The organism is Deltaproteobacteria bacterium (assembly GCA_016177765.1).
In the GTDB taxonomy this organism is placed as follows: Bacteria; UBA10199; UBA10199; order JACPAL01; family JACOUP01; genus JACOUP01.
Window position 1 is genome coordinate 141,869 of sequence record JACOUP010000003.1, and the last position, 24,172, is coordinate 166,040.

A 24,172-nucleotide genomic window follows, 5' to 3' on the forward strand; every position below is an offset into this window, starting at 1 on the left:
CGTATGATGAGAAGGCAGAGGCTTCTTTCAATTGTCGGGCTTTTCTTCAGTATCCCTTTATTTTTCTCCTGTGCCTTTGATCAAGGGGATCCCTTTCAATTTGGGGCCGGTGGCGCCGCCAGTCCTGGGGGGGACGAGAGGAACATTAATAATGCCTGTCAGTCGGATGCCGATTGTGCCGGGGCCGTTTGTGATTTGATCTCCGGTCTCTGTTCTGTCTCTCTTCCCCCGGTAACACCAAAGTTTGGTTGTGGGGCGGATGCCGATTGCCCGGGGGGGCAGGTCTGTGACCTGGGAACTTTCCAGTGCCGCGCTCCAAAGACCACCTGTCCGGGGGTCTCCTGCCGGGAGGATCAATCGCTGGATACTGCGACCTGTCGTTGCATCAACACCTGCCCTGTTGATTTTAATGCAACGCTTGTCCTCAAGGGGGATTCTCCGGTGGAGGACAAATACGACATCCCGGCAGACTGTCGGCTTTACGGGCTCGACCTGAATGAGCCTTTCGACGGGCCTTACCCTCCCACCCCCCAGGAACACCGGGATCTCTATTGTTGCAACAATCCTGATCCTGACCTGAGCATGAGTTACCCTTATGGTTCCCGGGATTGCGACGAAACACCGAGCCCGGCGAAGAAGATCAATACGATCCGCTATTTTCCGGACAAGCCGATGAAACTGAAGTTTGATCTTTCGGATCCGGCCCGTTGCCGCGTTTTTCTGGAGGCGAGGGATTTTCCGACCTATAGGATCGCTAACACCGCCATGGATGCCGCTTTAAAGATTGATGCCGGACAGGGGGAGGGGGATTTTGAGGGGCTGACAGCCCAAGGGAGTTGTCGTGAGGAAGGGGGAGTTATTCATATTGAGGAGTTCGAGGGACTCCACTTCCGGATCCGTTTCTATGATCGCCTCACGGATACCAGTTTTCCGATACTTGATCCCGAAGCGCCGTTTACCGGGGGGACAATTTTCCCCCCCCAGGTGGTTCCCCCTTTTGAGGACGACCCGGGAACCCCCATTCAGGATCAGGAGGGGCTCAGCCTGACGACCGGATCGGTGACGGTCCCGCCGGGGACGCCTCCTCCGGTGAGATTCAGCGATGTCGGGCCCAAGACGACAACCGGTTCTCCTCTTCAAAATGGTCATCTGAAACTGGTTACCGGTGTCCCGCTTTCCAATGAGGCCAGTCCCCCTTTGGGTGGGAAGCTCTCTGTCGCCCTTGCCGGGGCGGCCCTCGCGGCGGATATTGAGGGAGAGGTTACTCATCCGGCGACCGATGAACCGGTAATGACTCTGGAGGGGATCAAAAATAATTGTGAGGTTCTTCCCTCCGGCCCCGATCTCGCCATTTTTGCAAAACATAGTTGGTCTGCGGGGGAGACGACAACGGCCGGGGAAGAGGGGATTTCTCTCGCCGGAAACCCCAGTCAAGGTTTTTCAGGAACGGTGACCTTCCGACAGAGTCCGTTTATCAGGCGGACTAACGAAGAGGCAGTGAATCAGGCCTATGCCAATTCTGAGGTGCGTCGCCGCTTTGAATCCGAGGAAACCATCCTCATCACCAACGAGGCGGATCATACGCCGCTGGCGCTGGACCCGACAATAACGCCGGCAGATGGCGCCTTTCAACTGGCGGGTGAGGGGACAACGCCGTCACTGGAGGTGGGGGGACTCCTGCCACTGGTCCTCTCCTTCCGGCCGGTTGAGGGGGCGCCGGGATGCACGACAGAGGGGGTCTGTCAGGCGACCCTCACGCTGGCGGCCAATCGGTTGACACTTGTCCTGCGGGCCACCGCGAGCGTCCGGAGCGGACGACTCTCCATCTCGGAGGTCCAGAAAGGGGCGTCTTATAACGATGACAGTTACGGGTCCAATCTCGGCAGAGTCCTGTCGGCACCGGCCCCCGTCAATGAAAACAGTTATTTTGGCCTCTATCCGGACGAGACGACCCTGCAGGGGACCTGCCGGAGCAAGGTCTACCGTGTTTCCAATACAGGGGTCCTCAATATCGGGTCGGTCGGTCTGCCGATAATGGAGGCGACCGGGTATTTTACGAGGGGACAGATCCGTCAGGGAGAGGTTTTTAGGACGGCACCCCCCATTTCAGGGGGCAGTTTACCGGCCCGGTCAATCACCCCTGACGGAAAAACCGATATTTTCTTTTACCTCCGGTTCTGCCCGACGACCCTTCCCAACCTGAATCCGATCAACTCCCAGTATGGGGTCAGTTCCAACGCCGGTTCATTTTCATTCAATGTTGAGGGGAAGCCGGAGAAAAAGGCGGATGCGATCCCGCAGATTTATATCAGTGACTTCGAGGCCTATTCCGGGGCCGATTGTACCGATAGCCGGAGCGGAATCCCAAAAACAGCCGACCTTGTGGCCCCTGATGGAAAATGCCTCTATGCGGTTCGTGAGGTGATCGATCCGGTCACTTCTAAAATCAGTGGAGAATTCAGCCTTCGTTCCAACAGGGTGACAAGGGATGTTTATGTTGTGAACAGGAAGGCCAAGAATGGCGCCGACCGGCTTCGTGTGAATCAGATTATCTTTGGTGGCGCGCACGACCAGTTTTCTTTCACTCCCGGAACGGCCCTCCCCTTTGATGTCAGTCACTGTCCCGATGCTGGCAATGGGGGGACTCGTTGTCCCATTGGGGCCTCTTGTGATGAGACGCCGACAACAGGGTGGTGCCGCAAGATCGGGACGATCACCTTTGGGTCCGATCCGGCCGGTCCCTTTGGGATTGTCAGCCATGATTTCAAATTGGTCACAAAGACGGTCCGGGCCTCGGGAGAGGCCGATCTCCCGGAGACTGAAATGGCCTTTAAAGGGGCGAATGGGGCACCGAGCGGTTTCAAGACATTCCATGTCGGTCGCCTTTTTGCCGGTTTTCCCAACAAACTGGCGGGCGCCGTCGGGATCGCCTCCAGCGTCACCCAGGCACAGGTTATCGGGGCACAACGCTCGGATATCCCGGGTGCTTCCCTCGAAGAGGATGTTGACCGTTTTTCAATCCTGGTGGAATTGAGGCCGGAGGCCGGGGTCATTTTGATTCCCGGTGTTTATACCCCGGTGACTGAGAGTTTCACCCCTCCCAATTACACCCGCCGGAGTTCCGAAGGGATCAGTCTCTTCAATGCGCCGGGTTCCAGCGCTGACCGCCCCAATGAATATCTTTATTCTTTTCAATGTCGTTCTGCCACCTGTCGTTATTTCTCCGCCTTTCTTGCCGATCGCGGCCTTGTCCTGAAGGGCTCGGATTCTTGTCGTCGTTCCTTTTATGGTCAGAATACGACCCCCGGAGAGGCCTGTTATAATGACGGGTCCCGCGGTTTTTATGGCCTGTATGCCGGTGATCTGAGTCCGGTGGCTGGTTTGAACCCCAAGGTCGAATCGATGGCCAACCAGTTGAGGAGTTCCCTGTCCCAGGACGATGCCAGGATAGCGGGGTTCTTTGACCCTGTAACAGGCGAACTGCTCTTCAGCAACAACATCGTTGTCCGGCTCTTCAGTCCGGAAGTCCCTCTCCTGGATGCCACGGATGCGGACGTGACGATTGAGCTCTCTCTCACCACTGGATGCGTCGATACGGAGCTTGTCCCCCTTTATACCGGTATCCCGGGCTCTTATTTCCCCTTGGCTGTGGGACAGGTGCCAGGCCGTTATGATGCCGGGGAGTCAAGCATCCTGAATCCACGGATCAACTCTCTGATCGTGAATGCCAGTGAGGGCAGCCCTGGGCTCAGTTATTATGGCCCGAACCCGCTCCCCTATTATGTGGCCGGCGCCGCAGGAGAGACGACCGCGAATCCCTCTTCCTGCCGGCCGGGGATCCTTCACGGGAGGCGGATGTGGGGGGGATCCGGCCATGAGGAGAACCTGGATCATACCGGGACACTGGATAAGGACCGGTCCAATCCCGATTCGGAGACCAACCGTTTCCGGAACCCTAATTTTGATCTTGCCGGGGTAGGGGTCATGAGGTCGAATCAGGCGACGGTACACAATCGTCCCATTTACCTTGTCATCAAGGGGTGTCTTGGCGAGAGCGAGACCGGACCCGATGGGACGCCCAGGCCGGTTTCTCCCGGTGCTGACCCCGATTGTCAGTAGGGTTTAACACAGCGCCATAAGAGTCATCGACAAATTTCATAAATATCTATATAAATCAGTAGGATGGTAACAGATTTTTTTTTAGAATATTCTTGCACCTCCCCCTAGAACAGAGTTACAATAAACCCATATTATTTATCTAAATGAAAGTAATGGGGGTATATGAATTCCATATCTCTTAGACGGCGGGTTACCGGTTGGCGAGGGGTCATTGCGCTCGGTCTCCTGGTCTCTCTCCCCTTCCTGGGTTGGTTTCTGTTTCACTCATCGCTTGCTGTCAGACAGGCCAATGCGGCGCTTCAGTCAGTTCCCTTTTATTTTATTGAAAATCAGGGGGAGGTTACTCCCACCATCCGCTATTTTGCCAGGGGAAGGGATTTTCAGATCGGTTTCGCCGACTCCGGCATCCAGTTGGCGCTCCCAGATCAGCGTCTTGCCCTCTCTCCTGTCCAGCCGGAAAAAGGGCTGAAGATCAGAGGGACAGAAAAACAAAAAGCGACTGTCAACTTCTTCAGGGGAAACGATCCGGCAAAATGGAGGAGGGATCTTCCGACCTATGCCGGGGTCGTCTATGAAAACCTCTGGTCCGGGATCGACTGGCATGTTGCCGGGAAGGGAAAAACACTGAAGTACGAATTTGTCGTGAAACCGGGAGCGGATCCCCGCCAGATCAAACTGGCCTACCAGGGGGTTGAGAGGCTTGTCCTCTCCGATGCCGGCGAGTTGGTTGTGAAACTCCGCTCGGGAGAACTCCGGGACGCCAAGCCGACCGTTTATCAGGAAAAGGGAGGGGAGAAAATCCCGGTCGAGGCCCGGTTTGCATTGATCAATGCCCGGATCTATGGTTTTGCCCTGGGTCCCTATGATCCCCAGTTGCCCCTGATCATCGATCCCTCGCTCTATTTTGCAACCTATCTGGGAGGTGACAGCTGGGACTTTCCCGATGATATGGTCATTGACGGGAGCGGCAACATCTATGTGACCGGTTATACCACCTCCACCGATTTTGCGACCGTCGGGGCCTATGACACCAGCCAGAATGGAAGTGACGATATCTTTGTCGCCAAATTGGCGTCGAACGGCCAGAGCCTCACTTGGTGCACCTACATTGGGGGGTCCTCCGGTGATGGCGGCAAGGCGATCGCCGTGGATTCCTCCGGCCGTGCCTACGTTGCCGGTTACAGCTATTCAACCGACTTCCCGACCGCTTCCGCCTATCAAGGCTCAAAAGGGGGGAGCGGGACGACCACAAGGGATGCGGTTGTGTTCAAGCTGAATGCCAGCGGGAGCAGTCTCCTTTATTCAACCTATCTGGGGGGAACCACTACCGCCCACGATAGCGCCCATGGCATTGCGGTGGACAATAATGGAATCGCCTGGGTGGCGGGGAAGGCTGCATCCACCGATTTTCCAACAACGGCAGGCGTCTATGATACGAGTTGGAATGGGGGGACAGACTTCTTTGTGGCCAAGCTGGACACCGCACAAAGCGGAAGTTCAAGTCTTTCCTGGTCAACCTATGTGGGGGGGACCAATCCCGACGAGATGGACTGGTTGAAGGGGGGGATGGCGGTTGACGGGAGCGGCAACGTCTACGTAACGGGGGAAGCGAAGGCAGGATTTCCAACGACCGTCGGTGCTTATGATACAAGCTACAATGACACGGGATCGAGCTGGGATGTCGTTGTCTTTAAACTGAACTCCAGCGGGACCAGTCTTGTCTATTCGACCTATCTCGGGGGGACGGCCATTGATGTCCCCTTTGGCCTCACCCTTGATTCAAGCAATCAGGCCTGGGTCACCGGGTACACCAGCTCCTCCGGTTTCCCGACGACGGTCGGGGCCTATGATCGAACCCGCAAGGCTTCAGCCTACTCTGCGTTTGTTGCCGCCTTGAATGCCGATGGAACCGGTCTCGTCTTCGGAACCTTCCTGGAAGGGGCCTCCGGTTATTATGATTATGGGTATGATATCGCCATCGATTCAACCGGCAGGATCCATGTCGCCGGGTCGACCGCTCCGGCAACCGGATCCTCCGCCTTCCCGACAACGGCGGACGCCTACGATCGGACAACCAATGGGAGCGACGACTGGTTTTATACGCGATTCAATGCCGCCGGTTCGTCCCTCGTCTATTCCAGTGTCTTTGGAACATCGGGTCAGGATACCTGCAAGGCGATGGCGATTGATGCCACGGGAGACATTGTCTATCTGGCCGGCTCGATGGCCTCCGGTTTTACCACCCAGAGTGCCTACCGCTCCAGCGGGACCTCCTATGAAGGGCTTGTTATCAAGATAGGGCCGAACACCGCCCCTGTTGCCAACGCCGGTTCCGACCAGAGTAATATCCCGGAAGGGGCGACCGTCACACTGAACGGGTCGGGCAGTTCCGATGCTGATGGGGACTCTCTGACCTACAGCTGGTCCTGCACCGTCAACTGCACCGGTGTTTCTCTTTCGAGTAGCACCGCCGTCAGCCCGACATTTACCGCCCCCGATGTCTCCCTCAACACCGCGATTACCTTGTCACTGACCGTCAATGACGGGATCGCCAACTCCTCCGCCGATACGGTGAACATTAATGTGAATGCCAGGCCGCTGGCCAATAACCAGACGGTGACCACCAATGAAGACACCGCCGTTTCCATTACCCTCAGCGCCTCCGACCCTAACAGCGAAACGCTGACTTATGCCGTGGTCACCTGGCCGACCCAAGGTTCTTTAAGCACCCCCTTCACAGGGAGTCCGGCCCGGATTACCACCTATACGCCGAATGCCAACTACAACGGGGCGGACAGTTTTACCTTTTGGGTGAGCGATGGTCTTCAGGAGAGCAATGTCGCCACTGTTTCTATCAGTATTGGTGCTGGCAACGACCCGCCAACGGCGAATGCCGGATCAGACCAGTTAAACGTCAGCCCGGGGACGACGGTGACCCTGAATGGGACCGGGAGTTCCGATCCGGACGGGGACAGCCTGACCTACTCCTGGACCCAGACCTCCGGCCCAACCGCCACCCTCTCCAGCACCACGGCGGCCCAGCCGACCTTTACGGCCCGGAGGGCGGGAACATTGGTCTTCAGTCTCATTGTCAACGACGGGACCATCGGCAGTAATCCGGATTCGATCACCGTCACGGTGACTAATGTGGCCCCCGTCGTCAATGCCGGGAGTGATGACAACTGTGAACCGGGATCAACCGTTCAACTTGCCGGAAGCGCCACGGATACCAATAATGATACACTGACCTACGGCTGGGCGCTTGTCTCGGGACCGGGCGTCACATTTTCCAATATGGCGATTGCCAATCCCACGGTCACGGTCCCGATGTACTATCCCCTCGGAACGATGATTACCCTGAGACTGACCGTCTCGGACGGTGTTGGTGGTTCCAGCTCCGACCTGGTGGTCTTGACCTACGGGGCCAAAGCCCCTACCGGGAGCCTGGGGGGCTCTTTTACGAGTGATGGTGTCTTCAACTTCGGGAGTAATTCCTTTACCGCTTACAGCAGTGATACCATGTCCTACAGCTGGAACGTTGTCAGTTGCACCGATCCCAATGCCACATTTGACAGCTCCAGCACGGACAAACCGAGCCTGACAGCGATCAAGGTGGGGACCTGTCAGGTGCGTGTCTGTGTCACGGACGGTTCGAGCCAGCAAAACTGTTTCACCCATACGGTGACAACCCCCAACTATGTTCCCAAGATCACAAAAATTAAGGGGGAGATCCGGAGTGAATTGCGGCCTGGCGAGGTGATTGATATTGACACCCTTGGCATCTCCTCGGTTTCCGACTCCAATCAGGACACCATCACCACCACCTGGGCCGTGAATTCCGGCCCGGCCACTCTGCAGGTCAGCAACGGAAAGATTGACTGTCGCAACTATCCATGTCCTCGGGGGACCTATACCTTCCAGCAAGTCTCTGTTGATCCGAACGGTGGGACCGCCCATGAGACCGTCAATTTCATCTTTCCCAACAATGCCCCGGCCAAGCCGACACTGAAGGAGAGCCACTTCAAAGGGGCGGATGTCGTCCTGCAGGGGGACAGCGTCAAATTCCGAAATTTCTCAAAGGATGTGAGCCTCCGTGATGTCGTCTTTGGCGATGATGACGGGGACAACCTGGCCTACACCTGGACCCTCAACAAACCGGTCGGTCTCAAGAAGAGTGATGGGGCGTTTGGTTTTGTGAGGGCCGGTTCCGGCCTGTTGGACCTGAAGGCGAGGCTCCCCGGAACGTATACCCTGACGGTAGAGGTGAGCGATGGTTACGGCGGGGTGACCTCCAAGAATATCACCGTCGTCATCCCTCTTCCTGAGGTGGACGACCTGCCGATTGAGGTGAAATCCCGGACTCCGGTCGGTTCCACGGAAGAGGTGGAGGGAACCGTTGACTCCCCCGTCTTCCCGATCGTCTCCGTGAATGGGGTTGAGGCGGAGGTGACCCTGGTGGCCGAGGGGACAAGCACTTTGAGCGCCATGACCCTGGAAACCGGTGACTTCAAGGGACAAACCACATCCGGCACGGATGAGACCTACGATAGCTATAGCTTTAAGGCCTCCGGTGTCCCTTCTTCCAGCGAGCTGGATATTGAGGTGGCGACCGATGTTGACGGGGAGGTTGTCGCGTTGGTCAGCAAACAGTTTACAGACAGCTCCTCAACCGGCACCGGTTCTTCTGATGGTGGGGGGGGAGATTCAGATTCTCCCTCTTCCGGGGGTTGCGGACTTAGCCAGTCGTCATCGCCCACTGCCCAATCGGGCCCTTCTTCAACGAAGCCAGCCGCTACCGGCGGGGGTTATTCCGGAGGGACCCTCTCGGCGATGACGGCGGAGGAAACAACAACCTCTCCTTCGGGTGATATCTCCCTGGATGAATCATCCGTGAAGAAATCGGATCAAAAAGAGAGTTTTTCGAGAGGAAGGACGCCATCCATTGTGGCGGTGAAGGAGGGGGAGACAGCCTCTACCAAGGGTGATTCACCCAATGGGGTATCACCCAAGGGTTCTTTCAAGCAACCGTCGGCCCCTTTTAGTGAGGGTTTTTCGGGGGGAACCACAACGGTGGCTATGGCGGCAAAGGGGTCAAAAACACCGTCGGCCGTAACCCTGTCAGCGACGACCGATTCAGAAAGATCCCTGAAACCGGCAGTTCTTCTCCTCCTGGCCCTCGGGCTGCTGGTCCTTGGACTGTTTTCCCTTTCAGTCCGTAGAGATTAACTCCCCCTTTTCCCTTGACTAAAGAACTTCCCTGCCGATAGACTCGCCCCGCTTTTTTATCAATTTCTTCAGTAATTCTCGGCCAATGGACGAAACCAATAAGCTCATTCAGGAACGTCTGAAAAAACTGGAGGCGCTTCGGGCCGCAGGGATCAATCCGTACCCGAACAACCTTTGTCCCACCCATACTCTTGGGCAGATTCGGCAGAAGTATGACCTCCTTTCCAAAGAGGATCTGGAGAAGGTTGCCGACAGATTTTCCGTGGCGGGGCGGGTGATGATGGTTCGCTCGTTCGGCAAGGCCTCGTTTGCGGTCCTTCAGGACCGGAGCGGTTTACTGCAACTCTTTTTCCAGAAGAACAGCCTGACGGAAAAGGAGTTTCAACTCTTTCAAACGATTGACCGCGGCGATTTTCTGTTTGTAACAGGGCCTCTGTTTCGGACCAAGACGGGGGAACTGACGCTTCATGCCGAAACCTTCCGGCTGGCGGCCAAATCGCTCCAGCCATTGCCGGAGAAGTGGCACGGGCTCTCAGATGTTGAGATTCGTTATCGCCAGCGGTATGTCGATCTGATCGTCAATGAAGAAGTCCGCGAGGTTTTTAAAAAGCGGTCGCAGATCATCCAATTTTTGAGGGAGTTTTTGGTGGCGCGGGAATTTTTGGAGGTGGAGACGCCGATGATGCACCCGATTGCCGGGGGGGCCACTGCAAAACCGTTTATCACCCACCACAACACGCTTGACAGGGATCTCTATCTGCGGATCGCCCCGGAACTGTACCTTAAAAAACTGGTCGTCGGCGGTTTTGAAAGGGTCTTTGAAATCGGCCGGAATTTCCGGAACGAAGGGATCAGCACCCAGCATAATCCGGAATTCACGATGGTGGAGTTCTACCAGGCGTATGCGACTTACGAAGACCTGATGACACTGACCGAAGAGCTCCTTCAATTTTTGGCAAAAAAACTGGGCAAGACAGAATTGATCTATCAGGGGACGACGATCAGCCTGAAGAGTCCTTTCAAGCGGATTACCTACGCCGAGATGGTAAAGATTGGGGAAGACAAGCTGGTGCAGCCAACCTTTGTCACCGATTTCCCGGTTGAAGAGTCACCGCTTGCGAGAAAAAATGATAAAAACCCGGGTGTGGTAGATCGTTTTGAGTTGTATATTACCGGACGGGAGATTGCCAACGCCTTTTCCGAACTGAATGACCCTCTGGACCAACGGGAGCGCTTCGAGGCCCAGATGGAGAAAAGGAAAAAGGGGGATCTGGAGGCGATGGCTTTTGATGACGACTTTATCCGTGCCCTGGAAGTCGGGCTCCCCCCAACGGCGGGGGAGGGGATCGGGATCGACCGGCTCGTGATGCTCTTGACCGATCAACCCTCGATTCGCGACGTCATCCTTTTTCCCCTTTTGAGGCCGGATCCATGATCCTTTCCTGGATCGCCCGACGGACCTTGGGGGGAGCCCGACGACCGTTGTTCATCAGTCTCCTTTCCGGAATTGGTGTGGCGGGCACCGGGCTCGGCGTTTTTTCCCTGATCGTTGTCCTTTCCGTCATGAACGGTTTTGAGAAAGATTTTAGGTCGAGGATTGTCGGTTTCAACGGGGCGTTGACGATTTCAACGCCTGATCCCCTCACCCTGACCCTCTCCCACAAAGGGGAGAGGGGCCAGAGAGCCTATCCGATTGTGGAGGCGGAGGGGATTTTACAATCCGAGGCGAGGGAAACAATGGGGGTCAAGATTCGAGGGATTGAGCAAAAGGATTTCCGGATCGACCGGTATTTTAAGGTGAACTACGCCCTTGGTTCGGAGATCAAGGACCTCTTTGACCGGAACGAGCCAGGAATTATTATCGGTCAGGAGCTGGCGCTCGCCCTGAATGTCCATCCCGATTTTGAGGATCGCGTACTCCTGATTTCACCCCTCGGGGATGTCGGCCCTTCGGGGGATTTTATACCGCGTCTCCGTCAGTTCCGGGTGATCGGGATCTTCAAGTCCGGCTTCTACGAGTACGACACCAAGTTCGCGATTGTGGCCTACCCCCAGGTCTTATCCCTCTTTCCCCACTCTTCAGAAAAGAAGATTGTCACCGACGGGATCGACTTTCAGACTGCGGTAGTGATGAAGGCAAAGCTGGAAAAGGAAAACCCTTCCCTGGCCGGCAAGGTGACCACTTGGCAGGAGCAAAACAAAAAACTGTTCGGGGCCCTCCGGATGGAGCGGATCGGCATGTTTCTGCTCCTTTCCATGATTGTGCTGATCTCCTCGGTGACGATCTTCGGGATGCTCTCTCTTATTATTCTGGATAAGGTCAGGGAGATGGCCCTTTTGCGGGCGATCGGTCTGGAGAGAGGGTCGATTCGGCGGATCTTTCTCTGGCAGGGGATCGGTATCGGACTGAAAGGGACCGCCTGCGGCGGTTTGTTGGGGGTTCTCGTTGTTCTCCTGCTCTATTTCATCAAGATCCCCCTCCCTTCTTCCTATTATCTTGATTTTCTGCCGGTCTCCCCCAGTTTTTCGCAAATCGGTCTGGTTCTGCTGACGGCGCCCCTGTTGGCGGTGGTGACCGCCTTTTACCCGGCCGGACAGGCCTCTAAAATGGAGATCGCCCCACTGTTAAGGTATGAATAGAAACTATTTGGACATGGTGAGTTTATCGAACCATGAATAATCTTGTCTTTACTTATCTCCGCAAAAAACGGGGTCGGCCGCTCATCCGTGTCGCCTCGGTCCTGACGGTAGGTGGGATCACCCTGGCGGTGATTTCCCTCTTAACCGGGCTTTCCGTTTTTAGCGGTTTCAAAAAGGAATACCTCAAGGCGGTGCTCAACTTTAATGCCCCTCTTGTTGTGATGAAGGTGGGGGAGATGGAACAGGTTTCTGGAGAAAAAACAAAATTAGAAAATTACCTCGAGTCCAAAAATGAAAAAGGGGTGGTGACGCCGTTTCTCTACCGGGAAGGGCTTCTTGTCCTCAAAGGAAAGGTTAAGGGGGTGGTGATCAAGGGTGTCGATCTCGACAAGATCGAACAGGTCTCCGGCACAAAGATCCGTTATTTTAGTGAGAAAAAGGAAGGATTAATTCTGGGGGAGGTGCTTGCCCGTTCCCTGGGAGTGGCCGCTTCGCCGGAGAAACTCCATCTTTTTTTACCGGAAGAGGGGGAGGAAAAAATCGCTTCGCGCCATTTTCTCCGTTTCCCGGTAGCCGGCGTTTTTGAATCCGGGATGTACGACTACGACGCCGGTTTTGCCTTTCTCCCCCTGGCGGAGATCCAGAAGATCCTCAAAATCAGGGATCGGGTGACCGGTTTTGAAATCTGGCCTGCTCCAGGCGAGCCTGCTTCAGGCGAGCCCGATCATCCGGAAAAGGTACTTTCGTGGGGAGAAACCATGAGAAAGGACCTCGGTTATCCTTATTCGGTAATGACCTGGTATGATCTCAATAAAAATATTTTTGAGGCGCTCCGTCTGCAAAAATTGATTTTCACGATCCTCTTGGGTTTTCTGGTCCTCGTCGCCTCCTTTAACCTCACCGGGATCCTCGTGATGAAGATGCTGGAGAGGCGACAGGATATAGCGATCTTTCGGGCCTTTGGGGCAGGTCCAAAAAAATTAAGGCGGCTCTTTTTTGCAGAGGGGTTTTTCTGGGGCGGCACCGGCCTCCTCCTGGGGACGATTCTGGCCTTTGGTTTTTCCCGACTCCTGGCGCAAAGGGAATGGATTCCGCTCTCCCCGGAGGTCTATTTCATCTCTTCAGTCCCCTCGGCCTGGTCCTGGGGCGAGGCGCTTGTGGTCTTTGGTGTTGGATTTTTGTTTCTTTTTGGTGCGGTTTGGTTTTCACTGTCGCGGCTTTCCCGTTTGAATCTGGTACGGGCGTTAACAGAGGCTTAAAAATGTCGCCGCTTATCGAAGTTCATAACCTTACCAAGAGTTATTTTTTGGAGAGCCAGGAACTCTCCGTCCTCAAAGGGGTCAATCTGACCCTCTTTGCCGGGGAATGTCTTTTTATCCTTGGGGCCTCAGGGAGTGGTAAAAGCACACTCCTCCACCTTTTGGGGTCGCTGGATGTCCCGTCTTCGGGGACTATTCTTTATGAAGGGGAGGGGTTGTTTCAAAGAGGGGAAGAGGCGCTGGCCCGGTTTCGTAATCAAAAAATCGGGTTTGTCTTTCAGTTTCATTACCTTTTGGGGGATTTTACGGCGCTTGAAAATGTGATGATGCCGCTTTTGATCCGTGGCGAAAAAAGGAATCAGGCCAGCCTTAAGGCTTCCCAGGTATTGGATCAGTTGGGGTTGGGGGGGCGAAAGGGGCACCGGCCATCCGAGCTCTCCGGTGGGGAACAACAAAGGGTGGCCGTTGCCAGGGCCCTGGTGACTGAACCCTGTTTGTTGCTGGCGGACGAGCCGACAGGGAATCTCGATACGGAAACCGGTCTGAAGCTGATCGATCTCTTGCTGGAGGCCCACCTTCAGAAAAAGGTCACGCTGGTTATCGTGACCCATAATGAAGATTTGATCCAACGGGCCAAAGGGAGGACCACCGTTCGTTCTCTTCGGTTGAAGGACGGGACACTGCAAGCATGTTGAAACGGGTCTTCCTTGCCGTCTGCCTTTTGCTCCTCTGGTCCCCGTCCGTCCTGGCGATTTCCTTCGGGCGAATCGCCCTTGTCCGCACAATCAAGGTGGAGGGAAACAAGAAGGCCGAAGAGTCGGCCATCCGCGCCACCATGGAGACAAAGGAAGGGATGACCTTCTCGGAGGAGAGGGTCCGTCGGGATATTGAGTATCTTTACAAACTGGGGCTCTTCCGCGGAATCGAGGTGGTGAGGGAGATGACCGAGAAGGGGCTGGTTCTGACCTACCGCCTGGAGGAGAAGGGAGAGATCACAAAGATTCTCTTCAAGGGAAACAAGAAAATCAAGGAGGAGAAGCTTCGTGAAGATCTTGAGATCAAACCGTATGAAGTCCTGAACCCCGCAAAAGTCGCCTCCTCCATCCAGAAGATGATCCGTCGGTATGCGCAGGATGGCTACCATCTCGTCACCATCACCACGGAATTGAAAAAGGATGGGGAAGGGCCGGGCCAGGAGCTGTTTTTCCATGTGCGGGAGGGGCCGGGAATCCGGATCAAACGGATCAACTTCATCGGGAACAAACATTTCAATGACAAGAAGCTGAAAAAAGTCATCCACTCGAAGGAAAAGGGGTATTTTTCATGGCTCTCCAGCTCCGGGAAATATCAGGAAGAGTTTTTGGAGAGAGATGCCGCTCTCCTCGTTTACCACTACCTGAACAATGGTTACCTCAAGGTCAAGGTGGAGAAACCGAGGGTTTCTCTCTCCCGCGACCGACAGTGGCTTTTTCTCACCTTCGCCGTGACGGAGGGGGAAAGGTACAAGATCCGTTCGATTGATATGGAAGGAGAGATCCTGACGACCAAACAGGAGCTGATCAAAAAGATGGTGACCAAACCAGGGCAGTATTATTCACGGAAGAATGTGGAAGAGGATATCCAGATGCTCTCCACCCTCTATGGGGACCATGCCTATGCCTTTGCCAGCTTCAACCCGATCACACTCCCCGATGATGCCACCCGGACCGCCTCCATCACCTACAAGGTGGAGAAGGGGAGCCGGATTCAGATCGAAAGGATCAATATTTCAGGCAATGCGATCACGCGGGACAAGATCATCCGCCGGGAACTCAAGGTGAAGGAAAACAGCCTGTACAGTGAGACCGCCCTGAAAGAGTCGCGGCAAAGGCTGGAGGCGCTGGGGTATTTTGAGGAGGTCAACTTTGCGACACCGCGCGGGAGTGCAGATGACAAAATTGTCCTGAACATTACCGTCAAGGAAAAGCCGACCGGCACCTTCAGCATCGGCGCCGGGTTTTCATCGGTGGAAAATTTTATTTTCAACGCCTCCATCAGCAAGGCCAACTTTTTCGGCTATGGGGTGACGGGGCAGTTTTCGACGGAGCTTTCTTCACGACGCCAACTCTTTATCCTCTCTTTTGAGGATCCGTATTTTCTGGACAGTGAGTGGATTCTGGGACTCTCCGGTTACCGGACGGTCAACCGTTTCACCGATTTTAGCCGCGATTCCTTCGGTGGTTCTCTCAGTTTGGGGCGCCACATCTTTGAATATTCCTCTCTTCGCCTGACCTATGAGGCGGAAAAGGTCAATGCCAGCGATTTTTCCACGGTTGTTCCCTATCCCTTTGGGGAGACCCTGGGAGGGTTGACGTCCTCTCTCGGGTTTACCTTTATCCGGGACACGCGGAACAACCGGCTCTTCCCCTCTAAGGGGACCTACAACCAGTTCACCAGCGAATTTTCCGGCGAAAAACTGGGAGGGGATAACGATTTCTACCGCCTGACGGCGAACAGCCGGTTTTACCATCCGCTCTTCTGGAAGGTTATTTTCAAGACGAATGCCCTGTTGGGTTATATCCGGAGCCTCAACAACCTGCCGGTTCCGCTGTTTGAACGGTACTTTCAGGGGGGTGTTAATTCCCTCCGCGGCTTCTTTCCGCGTTCGATCGGTCCCAAGGTCCAGGTGCCGACCGCTCCCCAGGGGGGGGATGCCGAATTTGTCATTGGCGGCAACAAGATGGTCCAATTCAACTTTGAGATCGAGGCCCCGCTTTATGACCCGGCCGGTTTCAAAATCGTCAGTTTCTTTGATGCCGGTAACGCCTTTTCGGAGGAGGAACAGTATTCGCTGACAAATCTCCGGTCCGATTACGGTTTTGGACTCCGGTGGAACTCCCCCTTTGGCCCGATGCGATTCGAGTGGGGGATCCCGATCGATGCCCGCCGCGGGGAGGATGATGTCGTATTTAATTTTACCATCGGATCATTTTTTTAGCCGCATTTTTCCCCTTGTTTTCCAAGGTTATTTTTGGTTACCTGTCCCCCTACAAAAGGGAGGGGTAAGACTATGCGTAAGCGAGCGGTAATGGGGGTTGTTTGTTTCTTGGCCAGCTTCGCACCCGTTGTCGGGGCGGCGGAGAGTAGTGGCATTAAGATAGGGCTTGTTAATTTTCAGAAATGTCTCAATTCGGTCGAGCAGGGTAAAAAGGCGAAGGAGGCCCTGAAGGCGGAGTTTGATACCAAACAGAAGAAGCTCGATCTTCAGCAGAATGAGCTGAAGAGGATCCGTGACGATGTCGAAAAACAGAAACTGGTGATGTCCGAAGAAGCCCTGAGAAGCAAGGAGAATGATTACAAGACCAAGGTGATGGAGATCCAGAAAAATCTGGGCGATTTTCGCCAGGACCTGATGACCAAGGAAGGAAAAATGACGAGTCTGATTCTGGAAAATCTTCGTAAACTGGTTGCCGAGGTTGGCCAGAAGGAAAATTACACCCTCATCGTCGAGGGATCCCAGGATGCCGTTATCTACACCGCCAGCAAGGACGATCTTACCGACAAGATCATCTCCCTCTATAACCAGCGCTACAAGGGGAACCTGAACATCAATTAAAATGGGCTTCAATGCTGAACTCCTTTCCGTCCTTGCCTGTCCTCAATGCAAGGGGGAGTTGCAATTGATCCGTGATGAGACGCTGGGTTGTGAGGGGTGTCAGCTCCTCTTCCCGATCAAGGAGGGAATGCCTGTTTTCCTTTCCGAAGAGACATTGTCCTGGGAGGAACAGGTTTCTTCCCCCTCGATCAGAGAGCCTTCTCTCAACTATGCACCGATTCCGGGCGGCCAGAAGGTCGCCGTTTTTACCGTTGTAGAGGGGAAAAACAGCGGCAAGGTGGTGAGACTTGAGAAGTCAACCTGCAAGGCGATCGGTCGTTCCCTGGACGACAAGGAAAAGACCCAGGTCTTTAGCGTGGAATCAGCCGCTTCTCTCGACGATTTTTCCAAGAAACTGGTGATGAATTACATCGGCCGGCAATTTGAAAAAAAGGAAAGGGGATCGGGGGATCTCGGTTCCTTCAGGAGGCTTGCCGACTGGCCGCTGGATGATGTTTCTGTCTCCCGCCTTCATGCGATGATCTTTTTCGGGGATTCCGGCGTCGGAATTCTGGATCTGGTCAGCAAAAATGGGACCTATGTGAATGGTGTGGAGGTGGAGTCACGGCTCCTGAAGGAGAGTGACCTGATCGCGATTGGCGGAACCAAGATCCGTTTTCAAATGGGATAATTACGTATGCGATCCATGACAGGGTTCGGGTTGAAGAAAGATTCTTTTCGGGGGGCTGTTTTTTCTGTAGAGGCCAAGTCGGTTAATCACCGTTACGCTGAGGTGAATGTCCGGATGCCTTCCCAATATCTTTTTCTGGAAAGGGAGATCCTTTCAAAGGCCAGAAGGCGGTTTGCACGCGGGAGGATCGATGTGACGATCCGCGAAGACTCTGCAACGACCGATCTCCCCTTTGAGGGGAACGAGGCACAAAAAGTGGCTTCCCTCCTCAAAAAAATGAAAAAGGATCTCAGGCTGGAAGGGGGAGTCACTTTGGATCATCTGATCGCCTGCAGGGACCTCTTTTCCAGGAAAAGAAATTCCTGCGAACAGATCGCCCCTTTCCTCCTCAAGACCGTTGAGGGAAGCCTGGCCGAATTGGAAAAAATGCGTTTTCGGGAGGGGGCTACTCTGGGGCGATGGTTAAAGAAGAGCCTCTCCGTCCTTGTCCGACTGGTGGTGCGGATTGAAAAAGAATCCCACACGGCGGCGGAGGTTTATAAGAAAAGGCTTAGGGAAAAACTGGGGGAATTGACAGGGGCGATTTCCGTGAGTGAAGAACGAATTGTGACAGAAGCGGCCATTTTTGCTGATCGGGTCGATATTACCGAGGAGATCACCCGCTTGAAGAGTCATCTGGCCCAGTTTGGCCAGTTTCTTTCTTCCCGGGAACCGGTCGGCCGCAAGCTGGATTTTTTGAGTCAGGAGATGGTTCGTGAGATCAATACCGTCGGGTCGAAGTCCCAGAACGCCAAGTTGACCCAAGGGGTGATCCTCTTCAAGAGTGAACTGGAAAAGATCAGGGAACAGATACAGAATATAGAATAAATGCTGTTCGTTATCTCAGCCCCATCGGGCACAGGCAAGACCACCCTCATCAAAAAGCTCCTTCAGGAATGTCCCAGGATCCGCCTCTCTGTTTCTTACACCACCCGCCCCCCGAGACGGGGTGAAAAAGAGGGGGTTGACTATTTTTTCATAACACCGGCAGAATTTGAGAGGATGAGGGAAAAGGCCGAGTTTATTGAATCCGCCGAGGTCCACGGGGAGTTTTATGGCACGCGTCAATCCCAGATTTTGCGGAACGAGGCGGAAGGGTATGACACCCTTTTGGATATCGATACCCAGGGGGCCAGGAACCTGAAGCAAAAAGAACCAAAGGCCCTTTTGATCTTTCTGATGCCACCGACACTGGGGGATCTGGAAAAACGCCTGAAAGAGAGGGCCACGGAGCCGGAAGAAATTTTGAGAAAACGGCTCTCCCGTGCCCAGTGCGAAATTGCCGAGAAAGACCGCTATGATTATGTTATCATCAATGACACTATTGAGAAGGCCCTGACCCGTCTCAAGGAAGTAATCCGGAAGAAAGGATAATGTGGTCCGGTTAGAGGAAATCCTGGAAAATGTCAGCCGGTACAATCCCGGCGCCGATTTTGATCTTATCAAAAAGGCCTATGTTTTTTCCGCCAAGGTTCATCAGGGGCAAAAACGGCAGTCCGGGGAGCCGTATCTGGTGCATCCCCTCGAGGTCGCCTCTGTTCTCGCCGGCATGCGTTTGGATGCCCCCAGTATCGCCACCGGTCTGTTACACGACACGGTTGAAGATACCCTGACAACCCTGCCGGAAATCGAACAGCTCTTTGGCAAGGAGGTGACCGCCCTCGTGGACGGCGTGACCAAACTTTCGAAGATTGATTTCACCTCCAAGGAACAGCGGCAGGCCGAGAATTTCCGCAAGATGTTCATCGCCATGGCCGAGGATGTCCGGGTCATTCTGGTCAAACTCGCCGATCGGCTCCATAATATGCGAACCTTGAAATACATGACGGAAAATAAACAGATGAGGATCGCCCAGGAGACACTGGATATTTACGCCCCGATTGCCGGCCGTCTCGGAATGCAGGAGATCAAGACCGAACTGGAGGATCTGTCTTTCTATTTCCTCAAACCGGATATCTGGAAACAGATTGAGGGAAAAACGGTCGAGCTGAAAAAAAAGAGCGACAAAACCTTAGAAGAGGTGGAAGAGGTTCTCCGGGGAAAACTGAAAGAGTATAATCTTCCAACCGAGGTCCAGAGCCGGCTCAAACACCCGTACAGCACCTACCGCAAGATGGAAGAACAAAAAATTGAGTTCGAACAGGTCTACGACCTGATCGCCTTTCGTGTCATGGTCAACAATGTCCAGCAGTGTTACGAGGCGCTGGGGCTCATCCACTCCCTCTGGAAACCGGTTCCCGGCCGCTTTAAGGATTATATCGGGATGCCGAAGGCGAACAACTACCAGTCCCTTCATACCACCGTGATCGGCAAAGGGGGCCAAAGGATGGAGTTCCAGATCCGGACGCGGGAGATGCATGAGATGGCCGAGTGGGGGATCGCCTCGCACTGGAAGTACAAGGAGAAGGGGGGAGTTGCCAACAAAGATGAGATCAAGTTCCGCTGGCTGCGCCAATTTTTAGAGTGGCAAAAGGAGTTGATGGATCCCGCGGAATACCTGGATACGGTCAAGCTGGACCTCTTTGCCTCCGATGTCTATGTTTTTACCCCCAAGGGAGATATTCGGGAGTTTCCCAGGGGTTCGACGCCGATCGATTTTGCCTATTCGGTCCACACCGATATCGGCCACCGGTGCGTGGGGGCCAGGATTAATGGAAGGATCGTTCCGTTGCGCTATCTCTTGAAGAGCGGCGATACGGTCGAGATCATCACCTCTCCCAACCATCACCCCTCAAAGGACTGGATGAAATCGGTTCATACCTCGCGGGCCAAGGCGAAGATTCGTCAGTACCTGCGGGATGAAGAACGGGAGAGGAGCCAGTTTTTGGGGGAGGAGATACTGGCCAAGGAGTTCCAGAAATTCGGGGAGGATTTTTCCCGCATGCAGAAATCAGACCTGTTTGACAACTTTTTAAAAAAAGGGGGGTTCAAGGACAAAACCCATTTCTTGTCACTCGTTGGTTATGGAAAAGTGACCCCTCGTCAGGTGGTTGTCTCGCTCCTTCCCCCTGAGAAGATGGTGGAGACCAAGGCGGATGGGGATTTACCCCTCACCCGCTTTTTCAAAAAGGCGGTGGAGAAAACAAGGGGGATGGTTCGTGTCGGCGGGCATGACGACATCCTGGTGACCTTTGGGCGGTGTTGCAACCCGATTGTGGGGGACAGTATTATCGGTTTTATTTCCAGGGGCCAAGGGGTGAAAGTCCATTCCCTGGAATGCCCCAAGGTCATGGAATCGGATCCCGCCCGGCGGGTGGAGGTGAAGTGGGATTCCAAGGCGAAAGGGATGTTCAGTCTGGCGAAGGTCCGGGTGGTCTGTGTTGATAAACCGGGTCTGTTGGCCGAGATCAGCAAATCGATTTCATCCCAGGGGGCGAATATTTCTCACGCCTCCTGTCGGACGACCCCTGACCAGAAGGCGATCAATGTCTTTGACCTGGGTGTGGAAAACCTCTCACACCTTTTTTCGGTGATCAAATCCTTAGAAAAGGTCAAGGGGGTTATTTCGGTGGAGCGGTTAAAGGGTCAGTAGGGGTTACGCCGCTTTTTTCACGAGGCCGGAACGGAGACAGCGGGTGCAGGCAACGATTCTTTTGACCCTTCCGCCGATGACGGCCCGAAGTTGCTGAAGGTTGGGGTAAAAGTATTTCCGGGTTTTGTTGTTGGAATGGCTCACCTTGTTACCGGATACTTTTCCTTTTCCGCAGATGAAACAGGAGAAAGACATGGGGGGGCTTCTAACAGGGGAGGGGCGGTGAGTCAAGAGCGAATCGCTCCTGAGCGAATCGCTCCCGAGCGAATCGCTCTCGGGAAAGAAGGGGAGGCCTTGGCGGCGGCCCACCTCAAGCGGCTTGGTTTCAAGATCCTGGAGACCAACTTCCGCTGTCGATTGGGAGAGATCGACATCATTGCCGCGACAGCCGGGAAATTCCTTTTTGCGGAGGTAAAAACACGCCGTTCCTACGATTTTGGTTCACCGCTCGAGGCGGTGGATCAGAGGAAACAGAGAAAGATTTTCAAGGTGGCCCAATTTTATCTGATGAAAAAAAAGGGACCGGATCGGGAGATCCGTTTTGCCGTCATTGCCGTCGATCTTTCACAATCCCGGGCGACCTGTGAAATGGTTGAATTTACTAATTTATTCTAGACATTGTTGGTTGGAGAGATTATATTCGTGGAGAACGTGAGTCCTCCACAAACTATCCTCGATATTTTTTCCGAGAGTTGCGACCGGTTCGCGGGCAAGACCTGTTTTCAATATAAAAAGAACGGTTCGTGGCAATCGATGAGTTGGGAAGAGGCCTCCCGGCAGGTTGAGGCGATCTCACTCGGTCTTTCCCAGTTGGGGGTCCGGAAAGGGGATACGGTCGCCCTTTTTTCGGCCACCCGTCTGGAGTGGACCCTCTGTGATCTGGCGATCCTCTCTTTAGGGGGGGTGACGGTTCCGATCTATCAATCGAACACGGCCGAACAGGCGCAGTATATTATTGAGGATGCCGGGGCGAAGGTTGTTTTCGTCGAGGGGGAGGCCCAGGCAAAGAAGATCCAGTCGGTTCAGTCCTCTCTCCCCCAACTCCAGAAATTAATACTCATGGAAGGGGCTTCGGAATTTTTGCCCCTCATCACTACCCTCGAGGCCCTCTGTCAGTCGGGTGCCAAAGAGGCCCAAGAGAAAGGATCAGTCTGGGAAAAGGCCAAAAAAGCAATCGAACCACGAGACATGGCAACGATTGTTTATACCTCCGGGACGACCGGAAACCCGAAGGGGGCGATCCTCACCCATGGCAATATCGTTGGGGAGGTCGAGGCCTGCATGAAGATCATCTCTCTGTCGCCGGATCAGGTTGGTCTCTGTTTTCTGCCGCTCGCCCATATTGTGGCCCGGGCGATCCAGTTTTTTCAGCTGAAGGCCGGTTTTGTCAACGCCTATGCAGAAAGTATCGACAAATTGATCGACAACTTGGCCGAGGTCCGCCCACACTTTATTGTCAGCGTCCCCCGGATTTTTGAAAAAGTTTATGAACGGGTCCAGTCCCAGGTCCAGGCCGGTTCCCCGATAAAAAAAGGGATCTTTGCCTGGGCCCTTCAGGTGGGACGTCAGGTCAGTCAGAAACTTCAAAGGCGAGAAGGGGTTCCCCTCTCACTGAAGGTACAGTACTCCCTCGCGCGGCGGCTGGTCTTCGGAAAAATTTTGCAGAAGCTCGGTGGACGCCTCGAGTTTTCTATTTCCGGCGGGGCTCCTTTGTCCCGGGAGATTGCCGAGTTTTTCCATGCCATGGGGCTTCTTATCCTGGAAGGGTATGGTTTGACGGAAACGACGGCGGCCATCAACTGCAATTCCCCCAACGATTACCGTTTTGGCACAGTCGGCCGTCCGGCCCTGGGGGTTGAGGAAAAAATCGCACCCGACGGGGAGATCTTGGTCCGGGGTCCGATGGTCTTCAAGGGGTATTACCGGAAACCGGAGGCGACCCGGGAGGCGGTCGATGGGGAAGGATGGTTTCGTACGGGAGATATCGGCCTGATGGATGCCGAGGGTTACCTGACTATTACCGATCGGAAAAAAGATATTATCGTCACTGCCGCCGGCAAGAATATCGCTCCCCAAAATTTGGAAAACCTGATCAAAATGGACCCGTATATCAGCCAGGTCATGATTCATGGGGACAAGAGAAAATATCTTTCGGCGCTGGTCACTCTCAATCAGGCGGAGGTGCAGAAATTTGCCTCTGAAAGGGGGATCGCGTTTCATCATTTCGGCGATCTGGTGCGGCACCCCCAGATTTACAACCTGATCAAACAGTCGATAGAAGAAAAAAATCAGAAACTCCCCTCCTATGAGACGATCAAAAAATTCGCCATTTTGGAGAACGACTTTACGCAAGAAGCGGGTGAGCTGACGCCGACGCTGAAGGTCAAAAGAAGATTTGTGAGTGAGAAATACAGGGAGGTTTTGGACAAACTCTATCAGGATGGGGAACACTAAAAAAGGGAGGATTTATGACGGAGAGTAAAGGAAGCGGGCTGGCCCCGAACATCGCCAGTGTTGTGGCCTATCTTTGCGCCCCGATCACCAGTGTCATTATGATACTGGTCGAAAAGGAGAACAAGGAGGTGCAGTTTCATGCCTGGCAGGGGACCGCCTTCGGGGTTGTCTACATTGGCCTGGTGATTGCCCTGGAGATCGTTTCTGCGCTCCTGGGGGCGATCATCAGTTTCCTGGGGGTTCTTGTGGGGCTTCTGGTCCCGGTAGCTGGTTTGGCGGCGTTTGTCCTCTGGATCATCTGTCTGGTGAAGGCCTACCAGGGGGAACGCTGGAAGATCCCGTATATCGGTGACTTTGCCGCGCGGAAGGCGGGTTTAGAGTAAGCAGGTAAGGAACGGATGTGTGCCATTCAATATTTCCTGGGGGTTCCCTGTCCGGGGTGCGGGTTTTTGCATGCCCTCTGGGCCGTCGGGCATTTACGATTTGCCGAATCGTTCCACCTCTTCCCGATCTGGCCTCTTCTCATCCTTCTCTTTCCCTGGCGCGGGCAAAAGTGGGTCGGTCACACCTTTCTTGTGGCCCTCTTTGGACAATGGTTTTTAAGGATTCTCTTCCCCCTCTAAACCACGCAACCTTCC

At 54.2% G+C, this 24,172-nt stretch carries 17 protein-coding genes; 16 read left to right on the forward strand and 1 reads right to left on the reverse strand.

Annotated features, from left to right (window positions below; genetic code table 11):
• Nucleotides 1–3 precede the first annotated feature (3 nt).
• The 12 genes from HYS22_02090 (at nucleotide 4) to HYS22_02145 (ending at nucleotide 21,080) form a co-directional block, all read left to right on the forward strand.
• A complete protein-coding gene (locus tag HYS22_02090; GenBank protein MBI1908943.1) occupies nucleotides 4–4,119 on the forward strand; it encodes a hypothetical protein in 4,116 nt (1,371 codons plus the stop codon).
• A gap of 162 nt (nucleotides 4,120–4,281) precedes the next feature.
• Nucleotides 4,282–9,345 (forward strand): SBBP repeat-containing protein, encoded by a 5,064-nt coding sequence (locus tag HYS22_02095; protein ID MBI1908944.1) that lies wholly within the window; start codon nucleotides 4,282–4,284, stop codon nucleotides 9,343–9,345.
• 85 nt (nucleotides 9,346–9,430) lie between these two features.
• Nucleotides 9,431–10,780: a lysine--tRNA ligase gene (lysS, locus tag HYS22_02100; protein MBI1908945.1), complete on the forward strand. Its 1,350-nt coding sequence runs from the start codon at nucleotides 9,431–9,433 to the stop codon at nucleotides 10,778–10,780.
• Nucleotides 10,777–11,985, forward strand: a complete 1,209-nt coding sequence (locus tag HYS22_02105) for an ABC transporter permease (GenBank protein MBI1908946.1) — start codon at nucleotides 10,777–10,779, stop codon at nucleotides 11,983–11,985. The genes lysS and HYS22_02105 overlap by 4 nt, the downstream gene beginning before the upstream one ends.
• A 32-nt stretch (nucleotides 11,986–12,017) precedes the next feature.
• Entirely contained in the window at nucleotides 12,018–13,244 is a 1,227-nt protein-coding gene (locus HYS22_02110) for an ABC transporter permease (GenBank protein ID MBI1908947.1), read from the forward strand.
• A 2-nt stretch (nucleotides 13,245–13,246) separates the two neighbouring features.
• Nucleotides 13,247–13,939: an ABC transporter ATP-binding protein gene (locus HYS22_02115; GenBank protein MBI1908948.1), complete on the forward strand. Its 693-nt coding sequence runs from the start codon at nucleotides 13,247–13,249 to the stop codon at nucleotides 13,937–13,939.
• Nucleotides 13,933–16,221 carry an outer membrane protein assembly factor BamA gene (bamA, locus tag HYS22_02120; GenBank protein MBI1908949.1) on the forward strand — a complete coding sequence of 763 codons (2,289 nt, stop codon included), beginning with the start codon at nucleotides 13,933–13,935 and terminating at the stop codon, nucleotides 16,219–16,221. The genes HYS22_02115 and bamA overlap by 7 nt, the downstream gene beginning before the upstream one ends.
• 72 nt (nucleotides 16,222–16,293) lie before the next feature.
• Nucleotides 16,294–16,839 carry an OmpH family outer membrane protein gene (locus tag HYS22_02125; GenBank protein MBI1908950.1) on the forward strand — a complete coding sequence of 182 codons (546 nt, stop codon included), beginning with the start codon at nucleotides 16,294–16,296 and terminating at the stop codon, nucleotides 16,837–16,839.
• 1 nt (nucleotide 16,840) lies between these two features.
• Complete coding sequence (locus HYS22_02130) at nucleotides 16,841–17,509, forward strand: FHA domain-containing protein (GenBank protein MBI1908951.1); 669 nt, start codon at nucleotides 16,841–16,843, stop codon at nucleotides 17,507–17,509.
• A gap of 6 nt (nucleotides 17,510–17,515) precedes the next feature.
• Complete coding sequence (locus tag HYS22_02135) at nucleotides 17,516–18,376, forward strand: YicC family protein (protein MBI1908952.1); 861 nt, start codon at nucleotides 17,516–17,518, stop codon at nucleotides 18,374–18,376.
• The gene (gmk, locus tag HYS22_02140) at nucleotides 18,377–18,922 is read left to right on the forward strand and encodes a guanylate kinase (protein ID MBI1908953.1); all 546 of its coding nucleotides are present in this window, start codon (nucleotides 18,377–18,379) and stop codon (nucleotides 18,920–18,922) included.
• Nucleotide 18,923: 1 nt separating this feature from the next.
• Entirely contained in the window at nucleotides 18,924–21,080 is a 2,157-nt protein-coding gene (locus HYS22_02145; GenBank protein ID MBI1908954.1) for a bifunctional (p)ppGpp synthetase/guanosine-3',5'-bis(diphosphate) 3'-pyrophosphohydrolase, read from the forward strand.
• A 3-nt stretch (nucleotides 21,081–21,083) separates the two neighbouring features.
• Here HYS22_02145 and HYS22_02150 read toward each other — a convergent pair whose 3' ends face one another.
• Nucleotides 21,084–21,275 (reverse strand): 50S ribosomal protein L28, encoded by a 192-nt coding sequence (locus HYS22_02150; protein MBI1908955.1) that lies wholly within the window; start codon nucleotides 21,273–21,275, stop codon nucleotides 21,084–21,086.
• On the opposite strand from HYS22_02150, the gene HYS22_02155 reads away from it, so the two are divergent.
• The 4 genes from HYS22_02155 to HYS22_02170 are packed head-to-tail and all read left to right on the forward strand — an operon-like array spanning nucleotide 21,216 to nucleotide 24,157.
• Nucleotides 21,216–21,695: a YraN family protein gene (locus HYS22_02155; protein MBI1908956.1), complete on the forward strand. Its 480-nt coding sequence runs from the start codon at nucleotides 21,216–21,218 to the stop codon at nucleotides 21,693–21,695. The two genes, HYS22_02150 and HYS22_02155, sit on opposite strands and share 60 nt — an antisense overlap.
• Nucleotides 21,696–21,731: 36 nt before the next feature.
• Complete coding sequence (locus HYS22_02160; protein MBI1908957.1) at nucleotides 21,732–23,534, forward strand: long-chain fatty acid--CoA ligase; 1,803 nt, start codon at nucleotides 21,732–21,734, stop codon at nucleotides 23,532–23,534.
• A gap of 14 nt (nucleotides 23,535–23,548) precedes the next feature.
• Nucleotides 23,549–23,917 carry a DUF4870 domain-containing protein gene (locus HYS22_02165; GenBank protein MBI1908958.1) on the forward strand — a complete coding sequence of 123 codons (369 nt, stop codon included), beginning with the start codon at nucleotides 23,549–23,551 and terminating at the stop codon, nucleotides 23,915–23,917.
• A 15-nt stretch (nucleotides 23,918–23,932) separates the two neighbouring features.
• On the forward strand, nucleotides 23,933–24,157 hold the full coding sequence (locus HYS22_02170) for a DUF2752 domain-containing protein (protein MBI1908959.1): 225 nt from the start codon (nucleotides 23,933–23,935) through the stop codon (nucleotides 24,155–24,157).
• The last annotated feature ends 15 nt before the right edge of the window (nucleotides 24,158–24,172 follow it).